Source organism: Chitinophaga sp. (assembly GCF_039596135.1).
GTDB lineage: Bacteria > Bacteroidota > Bacteroidia > Chitinophagales > Chitinophagaceae > Chitinophaga.
The window spans coordinates 89,754-106,875 of the sequence record NZ_JBCNKH010000012.1 but is presented as its reverse complement, the minus strand read 5'-3'; the positions used below and the strand labels follow the sequence as shown (position 1 = coordinate 106,875).

The following is a 17,122-nucleotide window of genomic DNA, read 5'->3' as shown; positions in this document are numbered from 1 at the left end:
TGAATCCGTAAACGGATTGCTGGAATGAATTCTTAAATAAATTCTTTGTTGATTCTTAATTGGTTTTTATCATGATCCGGATCTTTCTCATCAGCATATGTTTAGGTTTCATATTTCCAGCCAGCGCGCAGCAACTATTTGACGATGACTGGCTGTTTTACAGAGGGAATGCACAAGGCGCGGAAAATCCCGCATTCAATGATGAAGCATGGAGAAAAGTAGACCTGCCACATGATTGGAGTATAGAAGACCTTCCCTGTACAAACTCTCCCTTTAGCCCTGCAGCAATCAGCCAGGTAAGTGGTGGTTTTACCACCGGTGGTACCGGTTGGTATCGCAAACATTTCACGGTTGCTTCAAATCAAAAACCTATTATCCTGCAATTTGATGGAGTTTACATGAATGCGACCGTATGGCTCAATGGTAAAAAACTAGGTAAACATCCTTACGGTTACACCACGTTTAGTTTTGATATCACTGATCAGGTCATTCCGGGAAAAGAGAATGTCTTAGCTGTACTTGTACGAAATGAAGGAGAAAACAGCCGTTGGTATGCCGGATCAGGTATTTACAGGCATGTATGGTTAAAAAGTAATCAATACAAGATTGCTATCACTACGCCAGTTGTAAATAGGAATTTGGCTACTGTTGCTATTTATACAGAGAAACCAGGTACTACCCGTATTTACAATCAAAAAGGAATACTGGTTACAACACCAATTACGGCTACTAACTCATCAAAATCTAATTCTAATTCATCTAACTTATTTAACTCATCCAATTCAGTCAACTCATCTAGTTCAGTCAATTCTTCTAACTCTTCTGCACTTTCTACCAATCAGCAATTCCAAATCTCCACCCCCTCCCTCTGGTCCGTAGACACCCCCAACCTATACACCGCCGTCACCATTATCGACAGCGACACAATAAAAACAACCTTCGGCATCCGCACATTCACCGCCGATGCCATAAACGGCGCCCGCCTGAATGACCTCCCCATCAAACTAAAAGGTGGCTGCGTCCATCACGACAATGGGCCCCTCGGTGCCAAAGCATACGACCGGGCAGAAGAACGAAAAGTCGCCTTACTAAAAGCAAGTGGATACAACGCCACCCGCTGTGCCCATAATCCCCCTTCTCCGGCTTTTTTAGACGCTTGTGACCGTCTCGGCATGTTAGTCATCGACGAAGCATTTGACACCTGGAAAGACGGTAAAAACCCGGAAGATTACCACGTATTCTTCAATGACTGGTGGCAGCGTGATATAGAAAGCATGGTGAACCGGGATCGAAATCATCCATCAGTCATCATGTGGAGCATCGGCAACGAAATTCCGCACCGGGAAAAACCAGCAGTAGCCGCTGTAGCACATACCCTGCGCCACTACCTGTTGCAACTGGATAGCACCCGCCTCATTACCTGTGGCGTAAATGGCATTGCCCCTGATAAAGACACTTTCCTCTCTGCCCTCGACGTAGCAGGCTATAATTATGCTTTGGATAAATACGAACCCGACCATGCCCGTGTACCCGATCGTGTCATCATGGCAACAGAATCTTTCCCACTGGATGCCGGCGCATACTGGGAAGGTGTGATCAAACATCCCTGGGTAATCGGTGATTTCGTCTGGACAGCCTTTGACTACATTGGCGAAGCCAGCATTGGCTGGTTAGGATATATGCAACATCAGGGTTTCTATCCATGGAACCTCGCTTATTGCGGAGATATAGATATTTGTGGCTGGAAACGCCCGCAGTCATATTACCGCGACGCCCTCTGGATGCCCAATCAGCTATCTCTCTTTGTGCACCCGCCGCAACCTACTTATCCACTCAATCCAGACAAAGTAGAGTGGAGCCGTTGGGAATGGCAGGATGTTACCGATAGCTGGAACTGGCAGGGCCATGAAGGAAAACCACTGGAAGTAGTTGCCTATAGCTCTTATGAGCAGGTAGAGTTATTCCTCAATGGTAAATCACTGGGTAAGAAAGTTGTAAAAGATCATTCCGTTAGCTGGCAGGTGCCATACACAAAAGGTACCCTCACTGCCGTAGGCGGCAAAAAGAAAGTATCGCTGTCTACCACTGGTCCGGCTGTTCGCCTGCAGTTACAGGCTGATACATTACAACTCGCACCTAATAATCAGGACCTCGCTTATATCACTGTCAATTTACTGGACAGTGCAGGTTATCGTAATCCAGACGATACCTCGTTAATCAATTTTAAATTAGAAGGCCCGGCTACTATCGTAGGGGTAGGCAATGCTGATCCCCGCAGTCTGGAGAGCAATCAGGTATCATATAGAAAAGCCTTCCGTGGTCGTGCCCTTGTCATCATCAAAGCTGGCAAAACACCCGGCGCCATCCGCCTCATTGCCACCAGCCCAAACCTACAGCCAGCAGAGATAAATTTTAATGTCCGTCCCCCCCAATGGATCGGCTATGAAGAAATGCCTGACAGTTTAAGACTCGTTCCCGGTCTGCCCGATCATAAAACCAAAGCGCAACAACGCGCCGTCACCCCCTTATTCCGTAAATCCTTTACCACCACCAAACCCATAAAAACCGCCCAACTCACCATCACCGGTCTCGGTCATTATGAACTCACTATCAACGGAAAGAAACCCGGCAATTCTTTCCTCGCCCCCGGCTGGACAAACTATGATAAACGTGTTTTATACAACACCTATGATGTAACCAGTTACCTCCGCAACGGCGAAAACACCCTCGGTGTCATCGTCGGCAATGGCTTCTACTACATCAACAAAGAAAGATATCATAAACTGCTTACTGCTTTCGGCTACCCAAAAATGTACTGCCAGTTACAAATAACCTATACTGACGGGAGCTCCTTCAACATCGTATCTGATCAAAGCTGGAAAACATCCCCTTCACCCATCACCTTCACCAGCATCTACGGCGGTGAGGACTACGATGCCAGGCTGGAACAGGATGGCTGGGACTGCCCCGGCTTTGACGACAGCAACTGGAAAAACGCGCTATTGGTACAAGCGCCTGCTGGCAAACTGGAAGAGGAAAAAGACTACCCGGTCACCATTGCCGAAACCATTCCTGTAAAATCCATCAACAATACCATCTACGATTTCGGTCAGAACGCGGCCGGCATCATCTCCCTAAAAATAAAAGGCCACAAAGGCCAGACCATCAAACTCACCCCCGCCGAACTATTAACCCCCGCCGGCCTTTCTAACCAACGTGCCACCGGCAAACCGTACTACTATAGCTATACATTAAAAGGTAACGGAATAGAAGAATGGCATCCCCGTTTCACTTACTACGGCTTTCGCTATATACAGGTAGAAGGCGCCACTCCTGATCAGATCCTCGATTTGAAGTTACTACACATCCGAAATTCATCTCCTGAAAACGGCACCTTCACCTGCTCTAATCCCTTATTCAACCAAATCTACAACCTGATCAAATGGGCCATCAAAAGCAACCTCCAAAGCGTAGCCACCGACTGCCCGCACCGTGAAAAACTCGGTTGGCTGGAACAGGATTACCTCATGGGCAATTCCATCCAGTTCAACTACGACATCCGCCTGCTCTATCAGAAATTAGTCAACGACATGATCGATGCACAAACTCCTGAAGGACTTGTTCCAGACATCGCCCCTGAATATGTCTTCTTCGATGATAAAGGTTTCGGCTTCCGCGACTCTCCTGAATGGGGAAGTGCCTGCGTAATCCTGCCCTGGCTCCTTTACAAATGGTATGGTGATACCGAAACCATGCAGACTGCCTACCCCATGATGCAACGTTACATTGCTTACCTGGCAAACAAGTCAGACAATCATATCTTATCCTACGGCCTTGGTGACTGGTTCGACTATGGTCCTGCCCGCCCCGGTGTGGCACAACTCACCCCCAAAGACCTCACCGCCACTGCTATCTACTATTATGATTGCAGGCTCCTTGCAGACATGGCCACTATTTTAAAAAAGAAAGAAGCCAATAGCTACCGCCAGCAAGCCAACAACATCAAACAATCTTTCAACAATAAATTCTTCAACAAACAAACTAAAGTATACGCCACCGGTAGTCAGACCTCCATGGCCATGCCGCTATGCACCGGCCTCGTAGCCGAAGAAAACAGGAAAGAAGTTTTTAAAAACCTGGTAGATAGCATCAACGCCGGCAATCGTACACTCACTGCCGGCGATATCGGTTTTCACTTCCTCATCCAGGCCCTGCAGCAAGGCGGTGCCTCCCAACTTATCTACGATATGAACTATCGTAACGACGTGCCCGGTTATGGTTATCAGATCGCCAAAGGTGCCACTGCCCTCACCGAATCCTGGCCTGCCCTTGCCGAAGTCTCCAACAATCACCTCATGCTCGGCCATATCATGGAATGGTTCTACAATGGCCTCGCCGGCATCCAGCAATCCGAAACCTCTGTAGCCTATCGCGATATCATCATCCGCCCCGAAGTGGTTGGCGATATCACCCACGTAAAAGCTACTTATCACATTCCTGATGGTACCATACGCAGCGAATGGGAATTAAAAGATCAACATTTTACATTACATGTAAGCATTCCATCAAACACAATCGCGCATATAAAAATTCCTGCCACCCCTACCCAAAACATTACTGAAAATGGGAGAAAAATTAAACCCACACACTATGAAGACGGCAGAGCCATCATCAAAATAAGTTCAGGTGAATACATATTTTCAGTTTATTAATTCCGAAGCATTGTTAAAAAAAATATAAAAAGTTAGCCCTTGTTAATAAAAAATTTTTAGATTTGTCGCTCAACCTTGTGTAACACAAGATCACGTTATGGCATTTATTGATTAATCCAGTGTATAGTTATTGATTAATCCATTTGTTAATTTTTTCACTTAAAACTTATTGTAGAAACCAGAAAGAAACGTAGCAACCATCTTTGTTTAACTAAACTAAAACGATTTACTTATTGACCCGGGCGCTGACCAGTGTTCAGGGCAATTGCATATGTCCATAATAGAGTAATCAGATCACATACTAAATAGTTCCATGATGAAAAGAAACAACCATTTCATGCGTTGTACAGGATGGCTATTCCTGTTAACGATGCTGCATTTCCACACCCTCATGGCCCAGCAAAAAAAGGTCACAGGGCAGGTATCAGGTAAGGAAGGCCCTCTCACAAATGTATCAGTGCAGATAAAAGGCACTACCATTGGTGCATACACAGACGACAAAGGACAGTTCTCTATCACAGTGCCCAATTCCAGCGCTGTACTGGTAGTACGCTATGTAGGCATGGAAACAAAAGAAGTCCCTGTAGGGGATCAGACAAACCTTAATATCGTACTCACCTCATCCGCCAGTGATCTGAACGAAGTGGTAGTAGTCGGTTACGGTACTACCAAACGTCAGGACCTCACAGGTAGTGTGGGTAGCGTAAACGCCGATGAACTGATGGAAAGACCATCGCTCACCCTGCAACAAGCCATGGCAGGTAAAGTAGCCGGTGTAAACGTAAATACCAACTCCGGCCGCCCCGGTGGCCGTACCAGCGTACGCATCCGCGGTTTCGGTTCTATCAAGGCTACCAACGATCCGCTGTATGTAGTAGATGGTATCGTATATCCCGCTGATATCTCTACCATCAACCCGAACGATATCGAAAGCATGGACATCCTCAAAGATGCATCTGCTACCGCTATCTATGGTACCCGCGGTGCAAACGGTGTAATCATGATCACTACTAAAAAAGGTAACAGAAAAGGCGGAGTAGTAAGCTACAATGGTTACGTAAGCGCAGGTAGAATGGCCCGCAAACAGGATGTACTGAATTCAAAAGAGTTCCTCGCTACAGAAGACCTGGCTTATGCCAATGCTGCTAAATACGACCCTACCGGCTTTGCCAACGGTGCTTACAAAGATCCTAAAGTAAAGCGTGCGCAATATATCGGTACACTCTTCGACGACAACCTTAACCCGCTCTATGACGTAGACTGGCAGGATGCCGTAACACGTACCGCTATCAGCCAGGGACACAACCTGTCTTTCACCGGCGGCGATGAAAAATCTACTTACGGCTTATATCTTGGTTATAACGATGAGCAGGGGGTGATTAAAAATTCTTATGCAAAAAGATATACCGCCCGCGCTACCATTGACCGTCAAATGAACGACTGGCTGAAAGTAGGTGGTACCATCGGCTATGTTGTAAACAGGGAAAAAAGACAGGATGCTACCACTGGTGGTAACAACGTAACCCGCCAGATGATTGAAATGATCCCGATCGTTCCTTATAAATATCCTGATGGCACGTATGGTAGAAGAGGAGACTATGAGGGCATGGAATCAGGCGATAACCCGCTGTCCCAGCTGTACGAAGACAAACGCCTCTATAATAATAACGTATTTAACGGCAACGCATATGCCAATATCAGGCTGTACAAGGACCTCACATTTACCAGTACCGTGGGTGCCAACGTGCGTGATGAATACGATCCTTATTTCAACAGTACCCAGTCTAACCTGGCCAATGAATATGGTAAAAACTATGCTGAAATCACCTCTTACCGCTCTACCTTCTACCAGTGGGAAAACCACTTCTCATATGACAAGACAATCGGTAAAGACCACCGCATCAGTGCTACCGCAGGTCAGGAAATACAGAAATTAGACTACCTGAAATACGTGGTGGCTGTACAAAGCCTGAGTGACGACTACTACGAATGGAATAACCTGGGTTCTGCTTCTACGGTAAATACACCATCGTCTGAGGCGTATACCTGGGCAATGGCTTCCTTCTTTGCCAGGGCCAATTATGCATACAAAGATCGTTACCTGGTTACATTCACGGGCCGTTATGATGGTAGCTCCCGTTTTGGTGCAGACAATAAGTTTGCCTTCTTCCCATCTGCGGCATTGGGCTGGCGTGTGTCTGAAGAGCCTTTCCTGAAAAACAATCCAACTGTCAACAACCTGAAACTGCGTGCCAGTTATGGTCTGACTGGTAACTCCGAAATTGGTCAATACAAGTCACTGGCAAACATGACTTCAAATACCCTGATCTTCAACGGTACCCGCGCTGCCGGTACAGTGATCAGCACCATGGCGAACCCGGACCTGAAATGGGAAAAAACCAGGCAGGTGGATGTGGGCTTTGACCTCTCCCTCTTTGACAGCCGACTGAACATTGCTGCCGACTATTATAAAAAGAATACCAAAGACCTGCTGCTCGATGCACCAGTGCCTGCTTCCAGCGGTTATGCCACGCTTACCCGCAACATCGGTAGCCTGCAGAACTCAGGTTTTGAATTCAGCGTGAATTCCGTGAACATCGATCGTAAGAATTTCTCGTGGAGTACTACGCTCAACTTCTCCACACTGAAGAATAAAATCACCGCGCTGGGTAGCAACAACGAAGACATTTACATGAACCCTAACTTCCTGGATTATACCAACATCCTGCGTGTGGGTAAATCTGTAAGTTCCTTCTATGGCTATGTACGCGAAGGTACCTGGAGCACAGCCGAAGAAACAGAGGCTGCTAAATATGGTAGTAAACCAGGTGACCTGAAGTTCAAAGACATGAACGGCGATGGCCAGATCAACAGCCAGGACCGCACCATCATCGGTAAAGGTATTCCTGACTGGTATGGTACACTGTCCAACACTTTCCGTTACAAACAATTTGACCTGCTGCTGGAATTACAATATTCCTATGGCAATGATGTATTCAAACTGTCAGAACACTCTTCTGAAGACAGAACCGGTATTGCAAACAGCTTTGCTACCGTGCTGAATGCATGGACACCTGAGCACCAGAATACGCCTATCGCTCAGATCAGGCCTACTGCTGCCGGTTACACCAGTAAGCTGGATAATCATAAAGTGGAAAATGGTTCCTTCCTCAGGGGCAAGAATATTTCCCTGGGTTATAACCTTGCTGCAGCCACCAGCAAGAAGCTGGGTATAACCAATGCCCGTGTATATGTAGCTGCACAGAACTTCTTCCTGATTACCAAATACACAGGTTATGATCCGGAAACGACCACATGGGACGACACCTTTGCACAGGGTATGCAGTTCCATGACTATCCCAAAGCGAGAACTGTCATGCTGGGACTGAATGTAACTTTCTAATCACAGACCTTTTAAATGTACATTATGAACCGCAGTATAATAGTATTATTAAGCCTCTCCCTGATGGGAATGACAGGCTGTAGTAAATTCCTGGAAGAAAAGAATCCATCCTCCATTACAACGGATAATTATTATAAAAATGCTACCCAGGCACAGTCAGCCGTGGATGGTGCTTATGAACAGCTGAGAGTATTCCAGAATAGCGATGGTTATGGCGAAACACCCTGGATCTCTATGGAAATGCTGGTAGGACACGCCAAGACACTGGGCCAAAGTACTTACAACAGTAGCATGATCAAGCATACAGCTGGTACCAGCGATCCTGTATTCATGTCTGTATGGAAAGGATTTTATAATGGTATTGCCAACTGTAATGTGGCCATCCAGCACATTCCGGATGTAAATATGGATGACGCCCAGAAGAGCAACCTGATGGGCCAGTTATATTTTCTGCGTGCCTTCTACTATTACCACCTGGTAAGATTGTATGGTGATGTACCGCTGGTACTGACAGCCGTAAGTGCCAATAGCCCCGAGCTGTATCCCAGCCGTACGTCCGCTGCTGATGTATACGACCAGATTGTAAAAGACCTGCAGCTGGCAGAAGCTTCTTCATTGCCGACTACCGATGCAACAGGCCGTGCATCTATCATGGCAGTAAAATCTTTACTATCCAGTGTGTACCTGACTATGGCAGGATACCCTTTGCAGAAAGGTGCTGCCTATTATCAGCTGGCTGCGGATAAGTCTGCCGAAGTAATCAACAGCGGTAACTATCAGCTGTTTACCAGTTATGCTTACCTGCACGACAGGGCACATAAAAATGGGAGTGAATTCATCTTGCAGGTGCAGTATTCCGGAAGTATCATTTCCAACAATATTGCCCGCTTAATCATTCCGGAAAAAATCGGTATCTCCAAGTTCGGCGATGAATATGGTGCACTCATGCCCTACAACCAGTTTGTAGACTCCTACGAAACAGGTGATAAGCGTACAGAAGAAAAGCAATTCTTCTTTACTAATTACAATGGCAGGGATTTCGGGGAATATGCACTCTATAAATACTGGCTGGAAGAAGCAGCAAATCCAACCACCGGCGATGCTAACTCCGATGAAAACTGGACCCTGTTCCGCCTGCCTGAAATCATGTTGATCTACGCAGAAGCCAGCAACGAGGTGAGCGGACCTACTGCCGCAGCATATACTCAGATCAATGCCGTCCGTGCAAGGGCTAACCTGGCACCACTATCAGGTCTGAGCAAGGATGACTTTCGCCAGCAGGTGTGGAAAGAACGTTATCATGAACTGGCTTTCGAAGATAAAGCCTACTTCGATATCCAGCGTACACACATGATGTATGATCTGCCAAACAATATATTTGTAGATGCAACCAGCAAAGCAAATATTCAGGGTGTTACTTTCACAACGAAATATTACATCTGGCCACTGCCACAGAATGAACTGGATGCGAACAGGAACCTGACTCAGAATGATGAATGGAAATAAAAAAAGGTCTGCGAAAGCAGACCTTTTTTTACATAGGGTTTCAGGGATAGTTGGGTTACGTTCATTTTATCTTTACTTTATCAATCCTGTTTTTTCCGCAGCTAACTGCGCGTTTATTTTAACAACCAAATCATCATAGTGCAATCTGGTCAGCTTGTCCAGCCCTGCATTCGCTACCTGCTTTTTACATAAGGCTAATACGGTCATCAGGTTGTCTTTCAGAATAGCTCTTTCATCTGATTTATCAAAGTTGTAGCCAAATGGCTGGACCTGGTCGCTGATGTTACCTTCACCTGCATTTGTAAATACCTGCTGTATCAATCTTGCTACATATCCTTTCTGCAAACCACGGCGGTACATATCTACATTCTTACCCGCATAAGCTTCTGTAAAGATGCCTTTGTTCAGATCATCGAACATTTCAGTCAGTGTGTACACTTTTACGTGCTTCTCTGCTGCATATACCTGCTCAGACCACAAGAGACGGCTGAAACGTCCACGGCTCAGGATAGCACTCAGCATTTCGCGTTGTGCAGCGTTGAGCTCATTGGCAAAGTTCAGCGTAGTTCTGTTGAGCAGCTCATTATTCAACCAGGTGGGCGTTTCAAGCAAATGTTTGGTGATAAATGCCATCGCTGCTTTCTGCTTCTCATATGGAGCTGGTTCTACGTTGCTATTCGCAGCATCGCCTACCATATTTTCAGTCACGTATACACTACCGATATTTGACATGGCATGCCCTATGTACATCAAAAACTGGCTATATACTGTTTTTACCTGGTCCATTGGTTTATCAAAATCTTCCCCTTTTACTCCTGCCCAACTCAGAATACCCGGCATAACCCTTTTCAGGTTTTTGATACCGTATTCACCGGCTTTCACTGCATCGTCACCCAGGTCTTCATTCTGACAACGGGCATCTGTGAAGTTGATTTCACTGCCAAAGTACAGGCGATGGTTGGCAGCAAGGCTATCACTTACGATTTTAGCCAGGGCTTTTTTCTCCTCTTCAGCAGTTTTATAGTCCGTGTGCATGTCATATCCCCACTTAATGGCCCAAAAGTCGTAGTCATTAATACGTGGGAACAAGCCCGCTTCACCAATATGATCTTCAGGCTGTGCTACATAGTTGAAACGTGCGTAATCCATGATAGAAGGTGTATGACCGTGTGCTTCTACCCACGCCTTGTCGCGCAGTTTTTCAACAGGCACTGTAGAGCTGCTGCCGAAGTTGTGCAGCAAGCCCAATGTATGACCTACTTCGTGAGAAGATACAAAACGGATCAGCTGACCCATCAGGGAATCCGGCAGTTCTGTGTGGAGTGCACGCGGATCAACAGCGCCACATTGTGCCATGTACCAGCTTTGCAGCAGGTTCATCACATTGTGGTACCAGAAGATGTGGCTCTCAATGATCTCACCGCTACGAGGGTCAGATACGCTTGGTCCCATGGCATTGGCAATCACAGATGGACGGTAGATGATAGCAGAGTGGGTAGCATCGTCAATGCTCCAGGTGCTGTCTTCTTCTTTGGTAGGCGCAATGCGCGCATACACCGCATTTTTGAAACCAATTTTTTCGAAGGCTTTCTGCCAGTCGTTCACACCCTGCATCAGGTAAGGTACCCATTTCTTAGGAGTGGTAGGATCGATATAGTATACAATTGGCTTTGCTGGTTCTACCATTTCACCGCGTTTGTATTTCTCTACATCTTCAGGCTTAGGTTCCAGTCTCCAGCGTTTCACGTAGATCTGTTGTTTTACACCCTGCGGATCTGCGTCGAAGTCAATATGACCTACGGCGAAGTAACCTACACGGGCGTCCATCGCACGTGGCCGCATTGGCTTTTCAGGCAGTAGCACCAGGGAGGAGTTCAGTTCTACAGTATAGGAAGAAGAGGTTGGGTTCAGCCCCGCATTGTAAGTCTTCACTGCATGTACTTCTACATTAGAAGCAAATGCACGTACATAGTCTACAAAGCTGCGGTCGTTGACCTGTGCACCCATACCTGCCCTGTCTTTGAATTGCTTTTTCTGGAAGTACAATACTTCGTTGTCGCTGTTTACAAACTCAGTCGCGTCGAATACGACACCGCTGGAATCGGGGGCGTAAGCAGCGATTGGGAAAGCCATCGCAATAGCCTGCACATTGTTTTTCTGTACGCTGGCAAACATTGCTTTGGTACTGTCATCGCTATATTCCCTGAAGGAGATACGACGGAGCAGCAATTTTTTGGAAGGGCCCAGTTCGAACCGGAATACGGTTTCACCAATCTGGTCGCCGGAGTAACCTGCGCTACCATTGCGCATTTCGGCAGATGCTTTTGAAATACGGCTCACGATCAGGATGTCTCTGCCCATCATTTTGTTGGGTACTTCGAAGAAGTACTTCTCTTCTTTCTGATGTACAGTAATGAAGCCTTTGCTGGTTTTCATGTCAGCCGTGATGACATCCTTGTAAGGTTTGACGGGTGTAGTAGCTGGCTTTTTCGTAGTGTCGGACGGTGTGGCGCTTTTCTGAGTGGCGGGTTGTGCTTTTTTCTTGTGTTTAAAGATCTGACCCTGAACGGTGGCCGTTGCCATAAGGGAAATTCCTATGGCAATGGCTAACGTTGAACGTTGGCGTTTTAACATGATTCTCGTTTATAAATTATTAATAACCTTCATTTTGTGTGAGATATACATTGGCAGTCAGCTGACTGGTTGGAATCGGTAACAATGCTGCACGGGGCTGCCAGGTTGTTTTCCCGGCGCTTAATACTGCATCGATGGTACCGGTACGTTTCAGATCATACCAGCGGTTACCCCATTCGAAAGCCATTTCGATACGGCGTTCGTGGTAGATAGCCGTGAGCAGGTCCTGGTCGCTGCCTGCATAACCTGCCAGGCCAGCCCTTGAACGTACGATGTTCAGGTGGGTGATCGCATTTCCTGTCTGACCCAGGTGTGCCTCTGCTTCTGCCAGTACGAGGTACATATCTGCCAGGCGGAACATTACATAGTACTCTGTTGGTGAAGCACTAAATGTTCTGTTCTTGTATTTTGCCGGGTAATAGTATGTGGATCCATACAATGTTGATTGCAGTATCCAGGCTGTCTTACGGAGGTCATTTGCTTCAAATGAATTTAACAGCAGCGCGTTTATCTGGTAAGCAGGTGCCGTATATATGGAGGATGGCAGTAGTGCATACCCTTCACCTGTCTGCCAGTTGGAAGTGCTGACTACACTACCCGGCAGGTTCCAGATGACTTCATTGCTTGTCTGAAGAAATACGGTGGATGGAGTAGATGCCATTGTATAAAGACCGGACGCTAAAATCTGGTTCACCATCATCGCTGCGCTATCCCACTGCTGGCGATATAAGAACACCTTGGCAGAAAGTGCCATTGCTGTGTATAGGTTTGGACGGATTTTGCTACCTGAAGAAGAAGGATAGGTTGCGGTCAGCACCGAGCGGGCTTCTGCCAGATCAGCCTGAATCAATTGATATACTTCGTCTACAGATGCTCTTGGCTGTGTTGCTGTCACATTGTAATCAGTAACAGTCACCAATGGCACACCTCCAAACAGGTTCACCAGCTGGAAATAATAAAAGGCACGGTCAAATTTCATCTCAGCTACCAGCGCTTTTTTGCGGGCCTCACTAATGGCAGATGTAGTGCTGATGCCGGCAATGCAGGCATTCATCTGGTAAAGGTTGGAGTAGGCAGTACTCCATAAGCTGGAGACAGCTCCATCGTCTGCTGTATAAGCGTTGTTGATATAAGTGGTACTATAGGCGTAAGTCAGCTCGTCAGCTGCCTGTCCCATATTCACAGTCACCAGGGTAGCGCCAATGGAACCTCCGGAAGTATTGGCTTTAAAGTTGGAATACACACCTGTTACAGCAGACATGATATCGGCACTGTCACTGAATACGGTACCTTCTGAGATCTGATCAATCGGATGATCCGGAATATCAACCAGCTTGTTGCAGGAAACAGCAAACAAGCCTACTGCAGCAACGATATATAGAGCAAGATTTTTTTTCATGATAGATAAGAATTTAAACAATTAGAACTCCAGGTTGAAACCACCAGTTACGATCAGCTGCATTGGTATGGTATAAAGTGTACCCGGCATTTCAGGATCACCAAACTTATAGTTGGTAATAGTGAACAGGTTCTGTGCAGTTACATTGAATGCGCAGCTCTGAATGCCCAGTTTTTTCACTGAAGATGCAGGCAGTGAATAGGACACCGCCACACTTTTCAGACGCAGGTAAGTGTTGTCGCTATACACTGCAGAAGAGCTGCTGAAGTAACTGCCTGCACGTTGTGCCAGGGTACCGTTTTTAGCAGCACCATAATAGCCGGTGGTCAGGCGCTGTAATGTTGCATTATCACCTGGTTTGGTCCAGAACATATCCTGCATAAATACAGGCAGGTTGATCTGGCCACCTGGCAGCGGAGAAGCGTACTGGATTCCATTCAGGTAGTTTTTGGCCATGGCCTTGCTGAATTTGAAGAACAAACTCAGGTTCCAGTTTTTGTAAGTGAAGGTGTTGTTCAGACCACCATAGAAATCTGTCTGGGCATTGGCGATCGCCTGCATGTCTCCACCTTTTGCAACGTTGGAATAGCTTGGTAAAGAAGTGATGGTTCCATTGCCCTTGTAATACTGAAATACACCGGTGGTATCGTTGATACCTGCATATTTGAATCCATATACCAGGCTGGTTGATTTACCAATTGAATAGGTAGCTGCATATGCAGATGTGGCTAAACCAGGGAATGCAACCAGTTTATTCCTGTTTCCGGAAATATTGAAGTTCGTAGTCCACCTGAAATCTTTGGTAGTAATATTGCGGGTAGCTATAGACAGCTCAAGACCTGCATCCTGCAGCACCGCATCCATATTCTTTACGACACTGCTAAAACCGGTTTGCGTAGGCAATGTATAGGCGGTCAGCTGGTTGCCGGTTCTGGCGCGATAATATGCCAGGTTCACCAGGATTTTATCTTCGATGAAACCCAGGTCCAGTCCCAGGTTAATGGAGTGTTTAGAAGCCCAGCTATAGGTCGGATTATAAAGGTTATTAGCAACATAAGGACGGGTACCGTCAAAAGATTGGGTACTGCTGATGGAAGCCACTTTCCAGTATGGCTGGTACTTATAAGGTGCATTACCGTCAGAACCATTGGTACCGTAGTTGCCGGAAATTTTCGCAAAGCTGAGTATTTTTTTCAATGGCTTCATGAATGGTTCTTCAGAGATGATCCATCCCAAACCTATAGCACCGAAATTACCAAAGCGGTGGCCGGGGCCAAAGTTGCTGGAACCATCACGACGGCCGGTCAGGTTCATGATATATTTATCTTTATAGACATAGTTAATACGGCCGAATCCACCTGCATATTTATAGATACTGGCACCATCTGAATTGGTTATAGCGGTTGCTGCCATGATGGTTCCCAGTAATCCATCGTCAGTGTAACCGGTACCCAGCTGCTGGCTAAAGCTGTTGGTTGCTTTCCTGTAAGTACCACCCAGCAATACCTGCAGTTCACCATCACCAATCGTCTTTTTATAATCGAGTTGTGGTTCTACGTTAAGGTTCTGGTTATTGCTCTGACCAAAATTGGCACCTGCAGTGGCACCAGTGGTCGGGTTCGCAGCAGCCAGCGGCGTTGCACTATACTGTTTGGTCATATTCATGGCCCAACCAGCATTTACTGCGATGTTCAGACCGGGAATAACTTCATAACCCAGGCGGAGATAGTTATTGAACAGGTAGCTGTTGAGGTTGAATGGCTTTTTTAATTCTGCCAGCAACTGATCGCCACTTACATCCTGCCCCTTGTACGTCCATACCAGGTTGCCTTTTGCATCCAGCATATCCGGATGGTCCGGTACTGTCATCATTGCTTTACCCAGTGAGGTGCTGCCTGAAGAGTTGTTGGTTTCATAGGATACATCACTGCCAAAATCAGCCCTTATCCTGTTATTTGAAGAGTGGGTACCCAATGCACTGTGCAAAGTGTATCGCTTATCTGCAAAGTCGCCAGGCAGGTTATAGGACTGCCTGGTATAACCTGCAGACACCATATAAGTGCTGTTAAAGGAACCACCAGACATGCTGAGGTGTGCATCAGTACTGTTGGCAGTACCACCATAATATTTCTGTACAAAGTCGGTGTACTTTGTAGTATCATATACAAACAGGTCTTTGAAATAACTCTGATCTGCGGGGAAAGTAGTAATACTATCCAGGGTGATTGCCTGATGACGCATACGCAGGTACTGCTGTGTATCCATCATATCCAAGCCGCGGGAAATCTTGCTGGGACCAGTAACCACACTTACATTCACCCGGCTTCTGCCTGGCCTGCCTTTTTTGGTAGTGATCACCACTACACCATTCGCACCCTGTGAACCATAGATAGAAGTAGCATCTGCATCTTTCAGTACACTGATACTCTCAATATCTGAAGGGTTCAGGCCATTCAATGCACTAAAACCACTGGCGCCGTTACCGGAGTTGAAACTGTTAAGCAACATCGAAATGTCGTTATTCTGCGAAGGCAGCGGAATACCGTCTACAATAATAAGGGGTTGATCGAATGCGATTGCAGTTGCGGAGCTTGACAGTGTATTCTGTCCCCTGGACTGAAACGTTTGTCTTGCTCCCGGAACACCACTGAAAACATTTACTTCCAGACCAGGTACACGACCATTGAGGGCATTCGTGATATTGGTAGCACCTGAACTTTTGATATCTGCCGAAGTCAAAGTCGCCACATTACCTACGTTGTAACGTCTGGTATTAGTACCATAAGCGATTACCTGTACTTCATCCAGCGGGTTGTTGGAGCGGGACAATTTGATCAGGTAAACCCTGTTGCTACCTTCTTTAACAGGTACTTCTTTTGTAACATAGCCTGTAAAGGAAACGATCAGGACCTGTTTGTCATCTACATTTTTGAGAACAAAATTACCATTGCCATCAGTAATCACTACTTCTTTCGTCCCTTTCACACGAACAGTGGCGCCAATCAGCATATTCCCCAGGGAATCGGCCACACGGCCATGCAGATCTTCCGGTGGCGCTGGCAGAGAAGTAAAGTCCGGCTGTGCCATCTTATCTTTCAGGACCACTGTTCTGTCGACGATGGAAAAGGTAAGCGGCTGATTGAGCAGCGCCTGCTTTAAAACATCTTCAATAGGCATAGATTTTACGTCAATAGTCACAGGTATTCCTGTACGAACCATTGCATCATTGTAAAAGAAATTGTAGCCGCTCTGTTTTTTAATTTCTGCTAATACCTGTGAAAGAGGAGCGTTTCGAACATTCAGACTGACATTTTGTGCGTAAGTGGCGGCTCTCACCTGCAAACAGGCCACCAATACAAGCAATACTGTGAACTTCATAGTCAACAGAATTTTGGTTGACAGACACGGCAATGTTTTGCCGTTTGCATTTAACAGCATAGATTTGGCTGGATTTGAGTCATCCCGGAT

Annotated in this window: 6 protein-coding genes; 3 read left to right on the top strand and 3 right to left on the bottom strand. The window is 46.4% G+C overall.

What is annotated here, in order from left to right; all coding sequences use genetic code 11:
* Positions 1–71 precede the first annotated feature (71 nt).
* From ABDW16_RS10915 to ABDW16_RS10905, 3 genes are all read left to right on the top strand, one after another.
* Positions 72–4,712 carry a family 78 glycoside hydrolase catalytic domain gene (locus ABDW16_RS10915; protein WP_343669686.1) on the top strand — a complete coding sequence of 1,547 codons (4,641 nt, stop codon included), beginning with the start codon at positions 72–74 and terminating at the stop codon, positions 4,710–4,712.
* A 313-nt stretch (positions 4,713–5,025) separates the two neighbouring features.
* Positions 5,026–8,115, top strand: coding sequence for a TonB-dependent receptor (locus ABDW16_RS10910; RefSeq protein WP_343669685.1), 3,090 nt, complete (start codon positions 5,026–5,028; stop codon positions 8,113–8,115).
* Positions 8,116–8,139: 24 nt separating this feature from the next.
* Positions 8,140–9,621, top strand: a complete 1,482-nt coding sequence (locus ABDW16_RS10905; RefSeq protein ID WP_343669684.1) for a RagB/SusD family nutrient uptake outer membrane protein — start codon at positions 8,140–8,142, stop codon at positions 9,619–9,621.
* Between the two features lie 72 nt (positions 9,622–9,693).
* Here the strand turns inward: ABDW16_RS10905 and ABDW16_RS10900 are convergent, their stop codons facing one another.
* From ABDW16_RS10900 to ABDW16_RS10890, 3 genes are read right to left on the bottom strand one after another with little or no spacing between them, the layout of a single operon-like run.
* Positions 9,694–12,255: a zinc-dependent metalloprotease gene (locus tag ABDW16_RS10900; RefSeq protein WP_343669682.1), complete on the bottom strand. Its 2,562-nt coding sequence runs from the start codon at positions 12,253–12,255 to the stop codon at positions 9,694–9,696.
* Between the two features lie 19 nt (positions 12,256–12,274).
* Positions 12,275–13,654, bottom strand: coding sequence for a RagB/SusD family nutrient uptake outer membrane protein (locus tag ABDW16_RS10895; protein ID WP_343669680.1), 1,380 nt, complete (start codon positions 13,652–13,654; stop codon positions 12,275–12,277).
* Between the two features lie 21 nt (positions 13,655–13,675).
* Positions 13,676–17,032 carry a SusC/RagA family TonB-linked outer membrane protein gene (locus ABDW16_RS10890; RefSeq protein ID WP_343669679.1) on the bottom strand — a complete coding sequence of 1,119 codons (3,357 nt, stop codon included), beginning with the start codon at positions 17,030–17,032 and terminating at the stop codon, positions 13,676–13,678.
* Positions 17,033–17,122: the final 90 nt, after the last annotated feature.